13 protein-coding genes are annotated in these 16593 nt (G+C 41.8%); all 13 read left to right on the top strand.

All coding sequences use genetic code 11. From position 1 onward, the window contains the following. The first annotated feature begins 150 nt into the window (after positions 1-150). The 13 genes from JNG37_RS05765 (at position 151) to JNG37_RS05705 (ending at position 16525) form a co-directional block, all read left to right on the top strand. Entirely contained in the window at positions 151-3009 is a 2859-nt protein-coding gene (locus JNG37_RS05765) for a phage tail tape measure protein (protein WP_099809780.1), read from the top strand. Then, positions 3006-3728, top strand: a complete 723-nt coding sequence (locus JNG37_RS05760; protein WP_029180492.1) for a phage tail protein — start codon at positions 3006-3008, stop codon at positions 3726-3728. Before JNG37_RS05765 ends, JNG37_RS05760 begins: the two co-directional genes overlap by 4 nt. Continuing rightward, positions 3728-8209: a phage tail spike protein gene (locus JNG37_RS05755; RefSeq protein ID WP_029180493.1), complete on the top strand. Its 4482-nt coding sequence runs from the start codon at positions 3728-3730 to the stop codon at positions 8207-8209. The genes JNG37_RS05760 and JNG37_RS05755 overlap by 1 nt, the downstream gene beginning before the upstream one ends. A 12-nt stretch (positions 8210-8221) precedes the next feature. Beyond that, positions 8222-8428: a hypothetical protein gene (locus JNG37_RS05750; RefSeq protein WP_024412681.1), complete on the top strand. Its 207-nt coding sequence runs from the start codon at positions 8222-8224 to the stop codon at positions 8426-8428. 5 nt (positions 8429-8433) lie between these two features. Further along, complete coding sequence (locus tag JNG37_RS05745) at positions 8434-8802, top strand: hypothetical protein (protein ID WP_024412680.1); 369 nt, start codon at positions 8434-8436, stop codon at positions 8800-8802. Next, complete coding sequence (locus tag JNG37_RS05740) at positions 8780-9175, top strand: phage holin family protein (RefSeq protein ID WP_014636353.1); 396 nt, start codon at positions 8780-8782, stop codon at positions 9173-9175. The genes JNG37_RS05745 and JNG37_RS05740 overlap by 23 nt, the downstream gene beginning before the upstream one ends. Before the next feature lie 6 nt (positions 9176-9181). Beyond that, on the top strand, positions 9182-10651 hold the full coding sequence (locus tag JNG37_RS05735; protein WP_024412679.1) for a LysM peptidoglycan-binding domain-containing protein: 1470 nt from the start codon (positions 9182-9184) through the stop codon (positions 10649-10651). A 224-nt stretch (positions 10652-10875) separates the two neighbouring features. Further along, positions 10876-12117: a recombinase family protein gene (locus JNG37_RS05730; protein ID WP_024412678.1), complete on the top strand. Its 1242-nt coding sequence runs from the start codon at positions 10876-10878 to the stop codon at positions 12115-12117. After that, positions 12020-13372 carry a recombinase family protein gene (locus JNG37_RS05725; RefSeq protein ID WP_158455344.1) on the top strand — a complete coding sequence of 451 codons (1353 nt, stop codon included), beginning with the start codon at positions 12020-12022 and terminating at the stop codon, positions 13370-13372. Before JNG37_RS05730 ends, JNG37_RS05725 begins: the two co-directional genes overlap by 98 nt. An 18-nt stretch (positions 13373-13390) precedes the next feature. Beyond that, complete coding sequence (locus JNG37_RS10080) at positions 13391-13588, top strand: relaxase/mobilization nuclease domain-containing protein (protein ID WP_024407616.1); 198 nt, start codon at positions 13391-13393, stop codon at positions 13586-13588. Between the two features lie 51 nt (positions 13589-13639). After that, on the top strand, positions 13640-14014 hold the full coding sequence (locus JNG37_RS05715; RefSeq protein ID WP_001140406.1) for a TnpV protein: 375 nt from the start codon (positions 13640-13642) through the stop codon (positions 14012-14014). 366 nt (positions 14015-14380) lie between these two features. Further along, entirely contained in the window at positions 14381-16300 is a 1920-nt protein-coding gene (gene tet(O), locus JNG37_RS05710) for a tetracycline resistance ribosomal protection protein Tet(O) (RefSeq protein ID WP_014636291.1), read from the top strand. Between the two features lie 51 nt (positions 16301-16351). Further along, the gene (locus JNG37_RS05705; RefSeq protein ID WP_002779755.1) at positions 16352-16525 is read left to right on the top strand and encodes a cysteine-rich KTR domain-containing protein; all 174 of its coding nucleotides are present in this window, start codon (positions 16352-16354) and stop codon (positions 16523-16525) included. Positions 16526-16593: the final 68 nt, after the last annotated feature.

Below are 16593 nucleotides of genomic sequence, written 5' to 3'. Positions count from 1 at the left end.
CTGACCATTGACGATTTAAAACATATCTCTATTGGAATGGCACTTGACTATCAAACGGACTATGTGGAGATGCGTACTCGAGAAACTTCTCAAACACGCCCGGCAACTCAAGCTGATTTTGATAATTTCTGATGGTAGAAAGGAGGGACTATGGCTGGAAACATAAAGGGGATTACAATTGAAATTGGTGGCGATACCCAACCCTTACAAGATGCCCTAAAGGGTGTGAACAAACAAGCATCTGAAGCTACCAAAGAACTAAGACAAATTGATAAGGCTCTCAAGTTTGATACAGGCAATGTCACCCTCCTTACTCAAAAGCAGGAAGTCTTGGCAAAACAAGTCGAGACAACCAAAGAAAAATTGGCAACGCTCCGTCAAGCCCAATCACAGGTGGAAGCTCAATTTAAGGCTGGGGATATTGGGGCAGACCAGTACCGTGCCTTTCAACGTGAGGTGGAAACTACTCAAAGGCTGCTAACGTCCTATGAAACTAAGTTAGCTGATGTGTCATCAACACTTGAGAATCACGGTCGAGCAAGTAGTTCAGCGGCTCAACAATTAGATAAACTCCAAGTGGAGCAGGGGCAGTTAGCAAGTGAGATGAACAAGGTCACGTCTCAATTTGAGTTACAAGAAAGTGCTTTGTCATCCAATAGTTCCGAAGCAGAACGCAATGCCATAGCCCAACAAAAGATCGGAGCACAGTCAGAAATTGTTTCTAAACAAATTTCCAATCTCGAAAAGCAACTAGCCCTGACAAAGAGTGAATATGGTGAGAATTCCATTGAAGCCAATAAGATGGAGGCTGAGTTGAACCAAGCAAAGACCGCTCTCAATAACTTGAACAACGAGATGGATGAGACCAAATCCTCTGCCGATGGTGCTCAAGATGGTATGAAAGCCATGTCTGACACCATTCGGGCTGAGGCACTTCAAGCAACCAGTGAGAAGCTAGCAGACATCTCTCAGAAAATCTTCGAAGTCGGAACAGAGTCCATGTCTGCGGCAGCTCAACTTCAAGCCAGCAATGCCCAATTCTCTACAGTATTTGGGGATATGGAGAATGCTGCTAAGGATGCCCTCAATAAGATTGGGGAAGAGATGGACATTGTTCCAGAGCGTCTTCAAGGCTCCTTCACTCAGATGGCTTCCTTTGCCAAAACCTCTGGAATGGATACGGCTCAGGCTTTGGATCTGACCACTCGTGCCACCAGAGCAGCGGCTGATGGGGCAGCATTTTACGACAAATCCATCGAAGAAGTCACCGAAAACCTGCAGTCCTTCCTCAAAGGAAACTATGAAAATGACGCAGCTCTAGGTATTTCTGCGACAGAAACCACTCGTAATGCAGCGGCGAACAAGCTCTATGGAAAGTCCTTCAATGAACTATCAGAAGCTCAGAAGCAGTTAACCCTCCTTCAAATGGTAGAGGACGGCAATGAACTCTCTGGAGCCTTGGGACAAGCTGCAAGGGAATCAGATGGACTGGAAAACGTTCTGGGTAACTTAAGACAGTCTGGAACTAATGCTCTAGCAGCAATCGGTCAACCGATTCTGGAGATCCTTATTCCAGTCTTCCAAAGTTTGGCAGACATTATTAGTCAACTAGCGACTTGGTTTACCAACTTATCCAGTCCCATCAAGGAAGTCGTCATTATCTTCACAGGTATTTTAGCCGTGGTAGGTATGTTACTTCCTATTTTCTTGGGCTTACAGGTTGCGGCAGCCGCTATGGGGACAACCGTTGTTGGAATGATAACGGCATTTTTGCCGATTGTGGGGATTATTGTTGGTATTGTAGCTGCCATTACCTTACTGATTGTTGGGTTAAAAGAACTCTGGACGAATCACGAAGGCTTTCGAACGGCTGTGACGGAAATCTGGAATAGTATCTATGCCTTTCTGTCCATGATCATCCAGCAGATTTCTAGTTTTGTTATGTCCATCTGGGGAACGCTAACCACATGGTGGACTGAAAACCAGCAATTGATTCTAAATGCTGCAACCACGGTATGGAATGCCATCAATACGGTTATTCAAACGGTGATGACTATTCTTGGACCGCTCATCCAAGCAAGTTGGGAGAATATCAAACTCATCATCACAGCCGCTTGGGAGATGATAAAGATTGTGGTCGAGACTGCTATCAATGTGGTACTTGGTATCATCAAGGCAGTCATGCAGGTTATCACTGGTGATTGGACTGGCGCTTGGGAAACCATCAAACAGGTCTTGTCGATAGCATGGGAGGGCATCAAGTCCCTTATTTCCTTAGCCCTCAATTTCATCGCCCAGTACATCTCAACTGCTTGGACAGGTATCAAGCATACCATCTCAAATGTACTATCTGCCATTAGTTCTGTCATTTCATCTATCTGGTCAGCTATTCAGTCGACAATTTCCAGTGTTATGTCTGCGATTGGTTCAACAGTATCAACCATATGGAATGGTATCAGTAGTACCGTATCCAATATTCTGAATGGGATATCCAATACAGTTTCATCTGTTTGGAACGGTGTGAAAAATACCATTTCAAGTGCTATCAATGGTGCAAGAGATGCCGTGAGTAATGCCATCAATGCCATTAAAAATCTTTTTAACTTCCAAATCAGATGGCCACATATTCCCCTTCCTCATTTTCGAGTATCAGGTTCTGCCAATCCACTCGATTGGTTGAAGGGCGGTATTCCGAGAATCTCCATTGATTGGTATGCCAAAGGTGGAATTTTAACCAAGCCCACTGCATTTGGAATGAATGGCAATAGCCTAATGGTTGGAGGTGAGGCTGGAAAAGAAGCAGTCTTGCCCTTGAATGAACAAACATTGGGTGCAATTGGTCGAGGAATCGCAAAGACCATGACAAGCAATTTACCAACCATTCACATCACCATTACTGGAAATACGATAAGAGAAGAAACTGACCTTCACCGACTAGCGGAGATGGTTGGAGAAAAACTAGTGTATGAATTAGAACGTCAACAAGGATTGAGAGGAGTGAAACCATGATTAAACATAATGCATTAACCATTGGTGGAGTGTCCACGAGTTCTTTTCCTTTTAAGGTAATCGTGGAAGATAGTCCTTCAATCACAGTAAGTGAAAGTAAGACGCAATTGATAGAACACCAAGGCCTGTCAGGAGCGGTTCTTCAAACCAATCCTCGCAGAAGTGTCATGGAACTGAGCTACACCCTCTATCTTGTAAAACCTAGTGAAGAACAGTTATTATCCTTTTTGAAGCTATTTTTGAAAGAAGGATTTTGGCTTGAGAACGCTAGTTTCAAGACCATACGCTTTTGGTGTTACAAGGTACACCATACTCCAGTTCAAAAGGATAAGCTGGGGGTGTATGAGTTTAAGGTTACATTTTCTTGTCACCCAACCAAGTGGTTCAAAACGACGACCTCGCAGGTGTTTAGGACTAGTGGTACTTTTAGAAGTCAAGGTTCAGCCATTGCTTTTCCAAAGATTACCATAAGTGGCAACTCGACTAGTGAAACTAGCTTTACGATTGGGGATGATGTCATCCGCTTGGAGCGATTACAAGAAACACTCATTATGGATAATAATCCTAGTCAGCCAAGTTTTAAGACACAAAGAGGTCAGCCTGTAAAATGGTCTGGCGATTTTATTTCCATTGATGCGGCCAGAAATGACTCGGTTGGAGTTGTCTTAGGTGCTGGCATTACATCATTAACAATAGAAATGAATTGGGGGTGGGCTTAGTGCTATCTTTATTAGACAAAACCGTTCGAACGGCAAAATGGCATGGGAAACCACTCCCAGAGACCATAAAGGCAAGCGTTAAAGAAACCTTGAATGGGGATTTTGTCCTAAATTTTACCTATCCAATCACAGACAGCGGACTATTTCGAGAGTTAAAAGAGGACTACCTCGTTCGTAGCCCAGTTCCAGTATTGGGACACCAGTTGTTTAGGATTAAGAAAGTCATTGAAGGAGACACCAGTCTTGAAGTTGTGGCCTATCACATATCAGATGACGTCATGACTAGGTTGGTATCTCCATTTAGGTGTGAACAGGTACCTTGTGCAACAGCACTATCAAGCATGGTCATGGCAAGCAAGTCTCCACTTGGAGATTTTTCTTTTACCAGTGACATTGTCAAGAATAGAACCTATACAACGGACAAGGAACAGACGCTGTACTCCAGCCTGATGGATGGTAAACACTCTATCCTTGGAACTTGGGAGGGAGAACTGGTTCGAGATAACCTTGCCTTATCAATTAAGAGTGAGCGAGGACAGGACCGTGGAGTTGTTATCTCTACTCACTACAATTTGAAAAAGTATCAGCGAACGAAAGAAAGTTCACAGATTATCACTCGTATCCATGCCACTTCAAGCTTTAAACAAGAGGGTCAGGATAGGGAAGCTGTCCTTCAAGTAACTGTAGACAGTCCGTTGATAAACTCTTATCCTTTCATCAATGAAGTGACCTATACAAATAATAGTGTCAGAACTCGTCAAGAGTTAATAGAGTGGGCTAGTAGCAAGTTTCGCTTAGAGGGTATTGATAAGCCCAAAGATGCCATCATCATTGAGGCATTTGAATTAGATGGTCAAACAGTTCATCTAGGCGATACAGTGACTTTAAAAAGCAAGCTACACGGCATTGATGTGAGGAAGAAAGCCCTTGCTTATGATTATGATCCTCTAGCTAAGAATTACCGCTCTATCACGTTTGATGATAAGGCAAGTATCGGTACAGGTAAAACTGGCGGAAGCTTGACTACCCTAGCAAATAATCTCCTTGAAGGGAATAAGCGGAGTGAGGATGTTGCCGTTGAAATTGCCATTGAGAATGCCAACAGAGCCTTTGATGCAGAATTTGAGAAACGTCAAGTAGCCATTGATAATGCAATCCTTCAGGCTCAAAGTCATGGGGAGGTCTATGCGGATCGATTAAAGGCTAGCATTGATAGTGAGCTTTCTTCTATTCACCAACAGATGCTGCAACAAGAAGAGGAACAGCAACGCACAACTCGTGATTTATTGGCAAAGGCTGGGGTAAATACCAACCTAGCCACAGAAGCCAAACAAAAGGCAGTACAGGCTCAAACTGGGGCAACTGAAGCTCTCAGAAGGGCAGAACAAGCCAAGCTCGATGCGATTCAAGAAGCTAACCGCTTGACTTCGACGGAGCGTAGTCAAACAGAGTTAAAAATTGCGACAGCAAAATCACAAGCTATCTCTGAGGCGAGTCGATTGGTTGATGTAGCAAAATCACTGATAGGTGGACAGTTGGCAACTGTCACTACCAATCTCACACAAACCAAGGAGGATATAAAACTACTTGCGAGTAAGCAACTGGTGGATGGTCTGACTGGTCGAGTAATTAGTGCAGAATCCATGATTCAAACGCAAGCAGACCAAATTTCCCAGCGTGTTAAGACTAGCGATTTTAACCAAGCAAAACAGAGAATCGAAACTGCAGAGTCAACGATTACGCAATTGGGGAATCGGATAACAACTGAGATTCGAGAGACCGTAGCTAAGATTCCAGTTGATTTTGGTGGTCGAAATTACATACTAAAAAGTGATACTTATATTACATCCGGGAGTAAGTTTCTAGATAGTGCTTCGGACTTTATCGACTATGCTCAGGCAGGAAAGTTTGTGACGATCAGCGTTGATATCAAGGGGGAAAATCTGTCGCCTGATGAAAGAGGACAGTCTAGGATAGGATGCGAGCTACGCTTGACTTTATCCAATGGCAATCCTCTCTATCTAAACTGCTATAAAGTTGTTTCAGCAACCCAACCTCGCGAGCGAATATACCGAACGGTTCGTATTCCTGATGGTGTATCGGTTGTTAGTGTAGCAAAGCTCAATCTTTTTGTGCAAGTCAGAGGAAATGCCTTAGCTGGAAGACCAAAGTTTGAACTTTCTTCTATGCCTACTGACTGGTCACCTGCTCCTGAAGACTTAATCACAGATCTCAGTCAAACCAGAACACTAATTACTCAGACAGCTGAGGGCCAAACTCAGCTGTCTACAAAGCTTACTCATACTGAGAATAAAATGATGAATGCTGAAACCCAAATCAGGCAATTGTTGGGTGATGTGGCTAGTAAAGTATCTAAAATGGACTATGACAATCTCAAGAGTACAGTTGAGAATCATACGACAAGTATTAATCAAACGACCCAGTCCATTTTACTTAAAGCTGACAAGACCTTTGTGGACGGTGTGAAATCTACGGCAGAAGCAGCCCTTTCAAAAGCAACTAGCAATGCGACAATGATTAGTCAGACCAAGTCTGAGCTAACTATTGCCAATGATGCCATCTCACAGAAAGTCGCAAAGACGGATTTTAATAATTTGAGCGGTCGAGTAGCAAGTGCGGAAACCACTATCCGAACACAGGCTGGGCAAATCGAACAACGACTGACGAGTACGCAAGTTGAATCTGCAATTAACTCAAAAGGCTACCAAACCAAGTCACAGGTCGATTCAAATATTATGGGTCGTGGCTATCTAACCAGCAGTTCTCTCCAGCCCTATGCGACGACAACTAGTGTGCAGAATTTGGTTAGAACCACCTATGATAGTTTTACCCAGCGAATCAGTCAAACGGAAAGCAGAATCCCTACCTCAGTTTCGCATCGCAACTTAATAGCTGGTACTTCAGACAGATGGAGTGCTTATCAGACGATAAATACCAATAGTAACTGGATAGCCTCTTTAGGAAGAGTGCAATTTGGGGATAGTAGTGGAATTTATGTTGGATCAAAAGTTCATTTATATGTTCATGTCTCAGCGGATGAGATTACCTTTGACCCCGCTGTAACGTCTCGTACTATGAAACTTCAAGGTCCAATCTTGGATAGTCAAAATGCCTGGACATGGACCAACTGGAATTTGTATCACCCTTTCTATAATAAATGGAGTAGCAATCTGACAACGGGTAACAACTATCGCTTGATAAAACTGACCGCCACCGTCACTCAAGAGATGTACCAACACTCTAAAGGATTTGAACTTCAAGTCAGAGTTGATGGGGTTAAAACTGGTAAGTTCCATGTGAGAGCCTTAATGGTATCAACTGGTGATATTTTTCCAGACTACTGGACACCGTCATTAGACGACTTTACGACGGTAACCGCCTTTCATGAAGTGCGGGATACTGTAAGTAGTCATACTCGAACAATTGGAGATCACACCAATCAAATCAGTCAGGTTGTCCAAACGGCTAATGGGATTGTGACACGAGTGGGCAATCTAGAAACAAGTCGAGCGACAACGGCGGCAGTTAATGCCATTCAAACTCAGGTTTCAACACTTGCAGGGGCGTGGTCGGTTCGAAATCTGACCAGTGCAGGAACAGTCCTGAGTCAGCTCAATCTCAATAAGGATGGCACAGTCAAGATTGATGGAAAACTCGTCCAAATTACAGGCACAACCTATATCCAAGATGGAGTAATTGCGAGCGGTAAGATTGCCAGTCTTGATGCAGGAAAGATTACGACAGGTATTATCTCTGCAGCTCGAATTGGAGCAGAAGCAATCACTGCGGATAAGTTAAAGGTTGACCAAGCTTTCTTTACCAAGTTTATGGCAACAGAAGCCTATCTTAAGCAGTTATTTGCCAAATCAGCCTTTATAACCCAAGTGCAGTCAGTAACACTATCTGCCAACAACATTTCTGGTGGTATCTTGTCAGCAATCAACGGAGCCATGAAAATCAATCTGTCACTTGGAAACATCAAGTTCTTTACAAACTCTCCATCCATTTCTCGTGAGGTTAGTGGTTATCCTCACCAGTGGGTTTCATTTGAAACAGGTACCTCAAACGGCAAGCCATGTGGTGTAACCATTATCGGTTCCAATCGATGGAACAACTGGAATGCCAATGACGGTGGCTTTGTAGGGATTAGAGCATGGAACGGTACTGATACTGACCAAATTGATGTGGTAGGTGATAAAGTACGTTTAGCTAGTGCTCCATATACCAATCCAGATGGGTGGGAGATTGTAACGTTGCCTAACCGACTGAGTATTGATGCTTTTAAAGCATCTGACCGACCAAGTTCTATTTTGAATATCGGAGATATCCGCATCTATCGAAATGGGACAACCTATGTCAGCTTGAAAGACGTACTTCATCAATTCAATCACAATTTTAAACACTTAGTAAACATCACAGGTCGAGGTGACGTCATCTTGACATGGGATACGATTAAATAAAGGAGTTCACAGATGAATCTAGAACAAATCAACCAATCATTAAAATTAACCATCCAGGAGCTTGTCTCCAAGCTATCTGATGAGATTACCGCTAAGAACCTCATTGCCATCCAATTGGTGGAAAGGGATGAGGAACTTAGCCTATTGCGTAAAGAAAAACAGGAATTGACTGAGCTATTAGAAGTTCAGACAAAACCTGAAGAAAGGAAAGGAGAATAGTTATCATGGCACTTCTCAATATTGACAAAGTAACAGAACCATTTGATTTGGAGACAGCTCTCGCTTACATGCGTAAGAATGGAGAGTTCATTCGTTGTAAGACAGCAGAGCAGGATTTTTACATGTATCTTGAAGAAGTAAGGCGACCTGCCATTAAAAATGGAAGGCGGCAGTTGGTTACAACAGAAACAGTTTGGGCGTTTAATCAGTGGGGTAGTACCACATTAACTCTGAATCTTTCTGATTTATTTCATGAATGTTTTTATCTGATGCGGTTTGATGAGAACGGTCAACCGGATTGGTCAGACCCTACCATTGTGCAGGAAGGCCCAGTAGAAAGTGAGGTGACCGATGAAGGAACTGTTAACTCTTAATAAGATTTTATTTTCCATGATTGGAGGCTTGATTGGTAGTCTATTTGGAGAGTTGGATGGTATCTTATATGCCCTACTTGTCTTCATTATTATTGACTATCTAACAGGAATTTTTGCGGCAGTTGTAGAGAAACAATTGTCAAGTAGTATCGGTTTTCGTGGCATCTTTAAAAAGATAGCCATTTTATTTTTAGTTTCACTAGGTCATCTGATTGATACTGCAATCATCAAGCAGGGTGGAACAATTCGAACCATGGTCATTTTCTTTTATCTCAGTAATGAGGGGTTAAGTATTCTAGAAAATACCGTTCGAATTGGTTTACCAATACCTGAGAAACTACAAGCAATCTTAAAACAAATCAACGAGAGGTGAGAAGATATGGGAAAACATCTAGTCATTTGTGGTCATGGCCAAGGGCGAACAAGCTATGATCCTGGAGCAGTGAATGCCAAACTAGGTATCACAGAAGCAGGAAAGGTTCGAGAATTAGCCAAGTTAATGTCTAAGTACAGTGGACAGCGAATTGATTTTATTACCGAACAAAATGTTTATGATTATCGGAGTATTACTAGTATTGGTAAGGGATACGACTCGATTACTGAATTGCACTTCAATGCCTTTAATGGAAGTGCTAAAGGTACAGAAGTCTTGATTCAATCTTCCTTAGAAGCAGATAAGGAAGATATGGCTATCCTGTCTCTCCTTTCACACTATTTCCAAAATCGTGGCATTAAGAAGGTAGATTGGCTATATAATGCCAATCAAGCAGCAAGTCGTGGATACACCTATCGTTTGGTGGAGATTGCTTTCATCGATAATGAACAAGATATGGCGATTTTTGAGAACAAGAAAGAGGATATTGCGAGAGGTCTTGTGTCAGCAATAACAGGAGTTGAGGTCAAGACCATAGTTCCCTCGACACCCAGTTCAACCGTTGGGAGTTCAGGAACTCCTTCAAAACCAGTCTATCTTGTTGGTGATAGTCTTAGGGTGTTGCCTCATGCGACTCATTATCAGACTGGTCAGAAAATCGCCAACTGGGTCAAGGGGCGCACCTACAAAATCCTTCAAGTGAAGAATATTCACCAGTCCAACAGTAAGAGAGCTTATCTACTTGATGGAATCAAGTCATGGGTGCTTGAGCAGGATGTAGAAGGAACAACTAAAGGCCATAGTGAGCAGACCTATCAAGCACAGAAAGGCGATACGTATTATGGAATCGCTCGGAAGTTTGGTTTAACAGTAGATGCCCTACTTGCGGTGAATGGTTTGAAGAAGTCGGATATCCTGAAAGTTGGGCAAACACTCAAGGTTAACACAGCTTCAAGGACAACAACCGCTATTCCAACCAGTGTTGCCAGTCGTGTGGTTGCGTCAGCATTATCCAAGGTCGGTCAAAAGGTGACCGTTCCATCTAACCCTTATGGTGGACAGTGTGTTGCCTTGGTGGATAAGATTGTTCAAGAGCTTACGGACAAGAATATGTCCTATACAAATGCCATTGATTGTTTGAAGAAAGCAAAATCAAATGGTTTCCAAGTAATCTACGATGCTTGGGGTGTGAATCCTAAAGCAGGTGATTTTTATGTCATTGAGACAGATGGTTTGGTCTATGGGCATATTGGTGTCTGTGTGACAGATTCTGACGGAAAAAGTATTGATGGTGTGGAACAGAATATTGATGGATATTCTGACTATAATAAGAACGGTATCAATGACCAATTAGAAATTGGTGGCGGTGGAATTACTCGTCGTGTGAAACGGCAATGGATGGCGGATGGCTCACTCTACGATTCTACTGGAACAGTTAAACTCGGTAAAGTTGTAGGTTGGTTTAGAATATCATAATTAAGTCTTAAGCCTGGTGGGAACATCAGGCTTTATTTTTTTGCTTTTTTTTTTCAATAAGTGCGGAAAAATTACTCCCAAACCTACCTAGTAAGGTAGGAGGAATATTTGTATTCCATGAACTTTGGCATAAATTTATCAGGTCGAATTAGTTTGTCTGATAACTTGACTTATTTTCCCTTTAGAGTGATATATAGTGTGCCATTACATAGGAAGGAGAGTAAATGTCCGTAAAAAAGATTAGAGTCAATAAACAAAAACACAAGCAGAGGATCTGTGCCTACATTCGAGTTTCGACGACTAATGGAAGTCAGTTAGAATCGTTAGAAAATCAGAAACATTATTTTGAAAACCTGTATTCCAATAGAGACGATATTGATTTTGTAGGTGTTTATCATGACAGAGGTATATCTGGTTCTAAGGATAATCGTCCAAATTTTCAAGCCATGATTGAAAATTGTCGTAAAGGTATGATTGATATTATTCATACCAAGTCAATTGCTCGATTTGCTAGAAACACGGTTACAGTTCTTGAAATTAGTCGTGAACTGAAGGCAATAGGAGTAGACATTTTCTTTGAGGAACAAAACATTCATACCCTTTCTAGTGAAGGGGAAGTGATGCTTTCAGTATTAGCTAGTATTGCTGAGGACGAGTTGAGGAGTATGAGTGGCAATCAACGTTGGGCATTTCAAAAGAAGTTTCAACGAGGAGAGCTAGTCATTAACACCAAGCGATTCTTAGGATATGATATAGACGAGAATGGTGAGTTGATTATCAATCCAGAAGAAGCTTTGATAGTCAGAAAAATATTTGCACTTTACCTTGAAGGGTATGGTACTCATCGTATTGCCAAACTGTTAAATGAAAAGGGAGTTGCGACGGTTACAGGTGCTAAATGGCATGACACCACAATCCGTCAAATGTTAAGCAATGAAAAATACAACGGTTCGGTCTTATTGCAGAAGTATTTTCACGATGGTGTGAATGGTCCTAAAAAATTGAATCAGGGGGAACTCGAACAATACCTGATAGAGGATAATCATGAAGCTATTATTTCAATGGAAGATTGGCAAGCAGTCCAGGTAAAACTAAACAGTAGAAGATGGCAACAAGGTAGAAACAAAACCTATAAATTTACGGGGTTATTAAAGTGTCAGCATTGTGGTTCGACTCTAAAGAGACAAGTTTCTTACAAGAAAAAAATTGTTTGGTGCTGTTCCAAATACATTAAGGAAGGAAAAGCAGCTTGTCAAGGGATGCGTGTGCCAGAAGTAGATATCTCAAATTGGACAGTAACCTCGCCAGTAAAAGTGATAGAAAGGGATAGAGATGGGGAAAAGTATTACAGTTATTCCGGCCAAGAAAGTGCAGACCAGCGTTCAACATCAGGTCAGAAAGAAAGTCAATGTAGCCGCATATTGCCGAGTGTCCACCGACCAAGACGAACAGCTATCAAGTTATGAAAACCAAGTTAATTATTACCGAGATTATATCTCCAAACACGAGGACTATGAGTTAGTTGACATCTATGCGGATGAGGGCATCTCAGCAACTAATACCAAAAAACGTGATGCTTTTAACCGCTTGATACAAGATTGTAGGGCTGGTAAGGTGGATAGGATTTTGGTAAAGTCGATCAGTCGCTTTGCAAGAAACACCCTTGATTGTATAAAATACGTCCGAGAGTTGAAAGAACTTGGTGTTGGTGTGACTTTTGAGAAGGAGAATATTGACAGCCTAGATTCCAAAGGTGAAGTTCTCCTTACAATCCTTTCTTCCTTAGCACAGGATGAGTCACGCTCGATCTCAGAGAATGCGACGTGGGGAATTCGTAAAAAGTTTGAACGTGGTGAGGTGCGCGTGAATACCACAAAGTTCATGGGTTATGACAAGGATGAGAATGGTAGGCTTATCATTAACCCTCAGCAAGCTGAAACTGTTAAATTCATATACGAGAAATTCTTAGAGGGGTACAGTCCTGAATCCATTGCTAAGTATTTGAATGACAATGAAATACCTGGTTGGACAGGAAAGGCAAATTGGTATCCAAGTGCTATACAGAAAATGCTTCAAAATGAAAAGTACAAGGGTGATGCCTTATTGCAAAAGACTTTTACCGTTGATTTTCTGACTAAGAAACGAGTTCAAAATGACGGTCAGGTTAACCAATACTATGTAGAAAATAGCCATGAGGCCATTATTGATGAGGAGACTTGGAAGACTGTTCAACTGGAAATGGCTAGACGCAAAACCTACCGAGATGAGCATCAACTCAAATCCTATATCATGCAGAGTAAGGATAACCCCTTTACCACCAAGGTGTTCTGCGGAGCTTGCGGATCTGCTTTTGGACGAAAGAATTGGGCAACCAGCCGAGGGAAACGTAAAGTTTGGCAATGTAACAACCGCTATCGCATTAAGGGAGTGGAAGGGTGTTACAGTAGCCATTTGGATGAAGCGACACTTGAGCAGATTTTCCTAAAGGCATTAGAGCTACTGAGCGAGAACATTGATTTGCTTGATGGCAAGTGGGAGAAAATCTTAGCAGAGAATCGCCTACTGGATAAGCACTACAGCATGGCATTGAGTGACCTGCTTAGGCAGGAGCAGATAGACTTCAACCCCTCAGATATGTGCCGAGTGCTAGACCATATCAGGATAGGACTTGATGGTGAAATAACCGTTTGTTTACTGGAAGGAACTGAGGTAGATTTATAAAGCAAACGTAAGCATTATGTGCAATCCTACCATGAGGACGAGGAAATAACCCCGGAGCAGGCTCACAAGAACGCTGTCGAGCTGGCAGAGCATACAAAGGCATGGAAAGGGCATGAAGTTCTGATAGCCACGCATATAGACAAGGGGCATATACACACGCACTTTATTGTCAATTCCGTAAATTATGAGAACGGTCATAAGCTCCAATGGATGTAGGACGGATTTTGCGGACATTCAAAATAAAAAAGAATGTGGAGGTAACAGACAATGGCAAAGACAATTTTTGAGGAAATGGGCGGCAAATACGAAAGGCAAGGCGATTATTTAATACCGTGCTTAACTGTACCCGCCGAAGAAGAACAGCCGATAGGCATCTGGGGACAGCGGCATTTGGATTATCTGAAGCATCACTGCAAAGTTACATACACCAATCTTCTTACAAGCGGCAGACTTAACGCTTACCTTGCCGACATTGACAGACAGGCACAGGAACGCTTTGAAAGGCTCATAGAGGGTATGAAACAGGCACAGGGCATAACGGAACAGCTAAAGGCAGAAAACGCCTTAGAATGGACAGGATGCCTCAATAACATAAGGGCTTGTGCGAGGGAGATTGTGGAAAAGGAAATTATTTTTGCATAAACAGATGATTAGTGGCAGGGGGAAATCCTGCCGCTTTTTCTGCTTTAGTTTGTCAGCTTGACAAATAAAGGGTTAAGGAATATAATTAGATTCAGTATTATACAAGGAGTTAATAAATATGCGGCAAGGTATTCTTAAATAAACTGTCAATTTGATAGTGGGAACAAAAAGTAGCAGTCCCGTTTCACTTTTAATATGGGGCTTAGTTTTTTGTACCCAGTTTAAGAATACTTTTATCATGTAATTTTATATGCCCGAAAACATATAAGTGTTTTGGGGCTATTGGAGTTATTTACCCAGTGATAGGAGTATTTATCACTGGGTATTTTTATGCCCTTTTTTGGGTGTTGATAGGAGGAAAATCACATGAAAATAATTAACTTAGGCATTCTGGCTCACGTTGACGCAGGAAAGACAACATTAACGGAGAGTTTATTGTATACCAGTGGTGCAATTGCAGAACCAGGGAGCGTAGATAAAGGCACAACAAGGACAGATACAATGAATTTGGAGCGTCAAAGGGGAATCACTATCCAGACAGCAGTGACATCTTTTCAGTGGGAGGATGTAAAAGTCAACATTATAGATACGCCAGGCCATATGGATTTTTTGGCGGAAGTATACCGTTCTTTATCCGTATTAGACGGAGCAGTATTATTAGTTTCTGCAAAGGATGGCATACAGGCACAGACCCGTATACTGTTTCATGCACTACAGACAATGAAGATTCCGACAATTTTTTTCATCAATAAAATTGACCAAGAGGGGATTGATTTGCCAATGGTATATCAAGAAATGAAAGCAAAGCTTTCTTCGGAAATTATAGTGAAGCAAAAGGTTGGGCAGCATCCCCATATAAATGTAACGGACAATGACGATATGGAACAGTGGGATGCGGTAATTATGGGAAACGATGAACTATTAGAGAAATATATGTCAGGGAAACCGTTTAAAATGTCAGAACTGGAACAGGAAGAAAACAGGAGATTCCAAAACGGAACGTTATTTCCCGTTTATCACGGAAGTGCTAAAAACAATCTGGGGATTCGGCAGCTTATAGAAGTGATTGCCAGTAAGTTTTATTCATCAACGCCTGAAGGTCAATCTGAACTATGCGGGCAGGTTTTTAAGATTGAATATTCAGAGAAAAGGCGGCGTTTTGTTTATGTGCGTATATATAGCGGAACATTGCATTTGAGGGATGTTATTAAAATATCTGAAAAAGAGAAAATAAAAATCACAGAGATGTGTGTTCCGACAAACGGTGAATTATATTCATCCGATACAGCCTGCTCTGGTGATATTGTAATTTTACCAAATGATGTTTTGCAGCTAAACAGTATTTTGGGGAACGAAATGCTGTTGCCGCAGAGAAAATTTATTGAAAATCCTCTCCCTATGCTCCAAACAACGATTGCAGTAAAGAAATCTGAACAGCGGGAAATATTGCTTGGGGCACTTACAGAAATTTCAGATGGCGACCCTCTTTTAAAATATTATGTGGATACTACAACGCATGAGATTATACTTTCTTTTTTGGGGAATGTGCAGATGGAAGTCATTTGTGCCATCCTTGAGGAAAAATATCATGTGGAGGCAGAAATAAAAGAGCCTACTGTTATATATATGGAAAGACCGCTTAGAAAAGCAGAATATACCATCCACATAGAAGTCCCGCCAAATCCTTTCTGGGCTTCTGTCGGGTTGTCCATAGAGCCGCTCCCTATTGGAAGCGGAGTGCAGTATGAAAGCAGAGTTTCACTTGGATATTTAAATCAATCGTTCCAAAATGCGGTTATGGAGGGGGTTCTTTATGGCTGCGAGCAGGGGCTGTATGGATGGAAAGTGACAGACTGTAAAATCTGTTTTGAATATGGATTGTATTATAGTCCTGTAAGTACCCCCGCAGACTTTCGGCTGCTTTCCCCTATCGTATTGGAGCAGGCTTTAAAAAAAGCAGGGACAGAACTATTAGAGCCATATCTCCACTTTGAAATTTATGCACCGCAGGAATATCTCTCACGGGCGTATCATGATGCTCCAAGGTATTGTGCAGATATTGTAAGTACTCAGATAAAGAATGACGAGGTCATTCTGAAAGGAGAAATCCCTGCTAGATGTATTCAAGAATACAGGAACGATTTAACTTATTTCACAAATGGGCAGGGAGTCTGCTTGACAGAGTTAAAAGGATACCAGCCAGCTATTGGTAAATTTATTTGCCAACCCCGCCGCCCGAATAGCCGTATAGATAAGGTTCGGCATATGTTCCACAAGTTAGCTTAACAGCTTGCAAAAGTCATATAAAATGAGATTTGAAAGGATTAGAGACTAATTATGATGAAATGCGAATGGATATTGTGTCCTGTTTGTGGGAGCAAAACCCGTAATAAAATTAGGAAGGACACTGTTTTGGAGAATTATCCCCTTTATTGTCCAAAATGCAGACAAGAAAGATTGATTAAAGTTGACAACTTGAAGATAACTGTCATCAAAGAGCCAGACGCTTAAGACGCAGAGCCGATGAAATTGTGGAACAATTCACGAATCATCGGCTCTTTTTGTTTCGTATTTGAAAG

Origin of the sequence: Streptococcus suis, from assembly GCF_016775005.1 — a bacterium.
GTDB lineage: Bacteria > Bacillota > Bacilli > Lactobacillales > Streptococcaceae > Streptococcus > Streptococcus suivaginalis.
The sequence above is the reverse complement of the archived record's forward strand: the minus strand, read 5'-3'. Positions and strand labels throughout refer to the sequence as shown.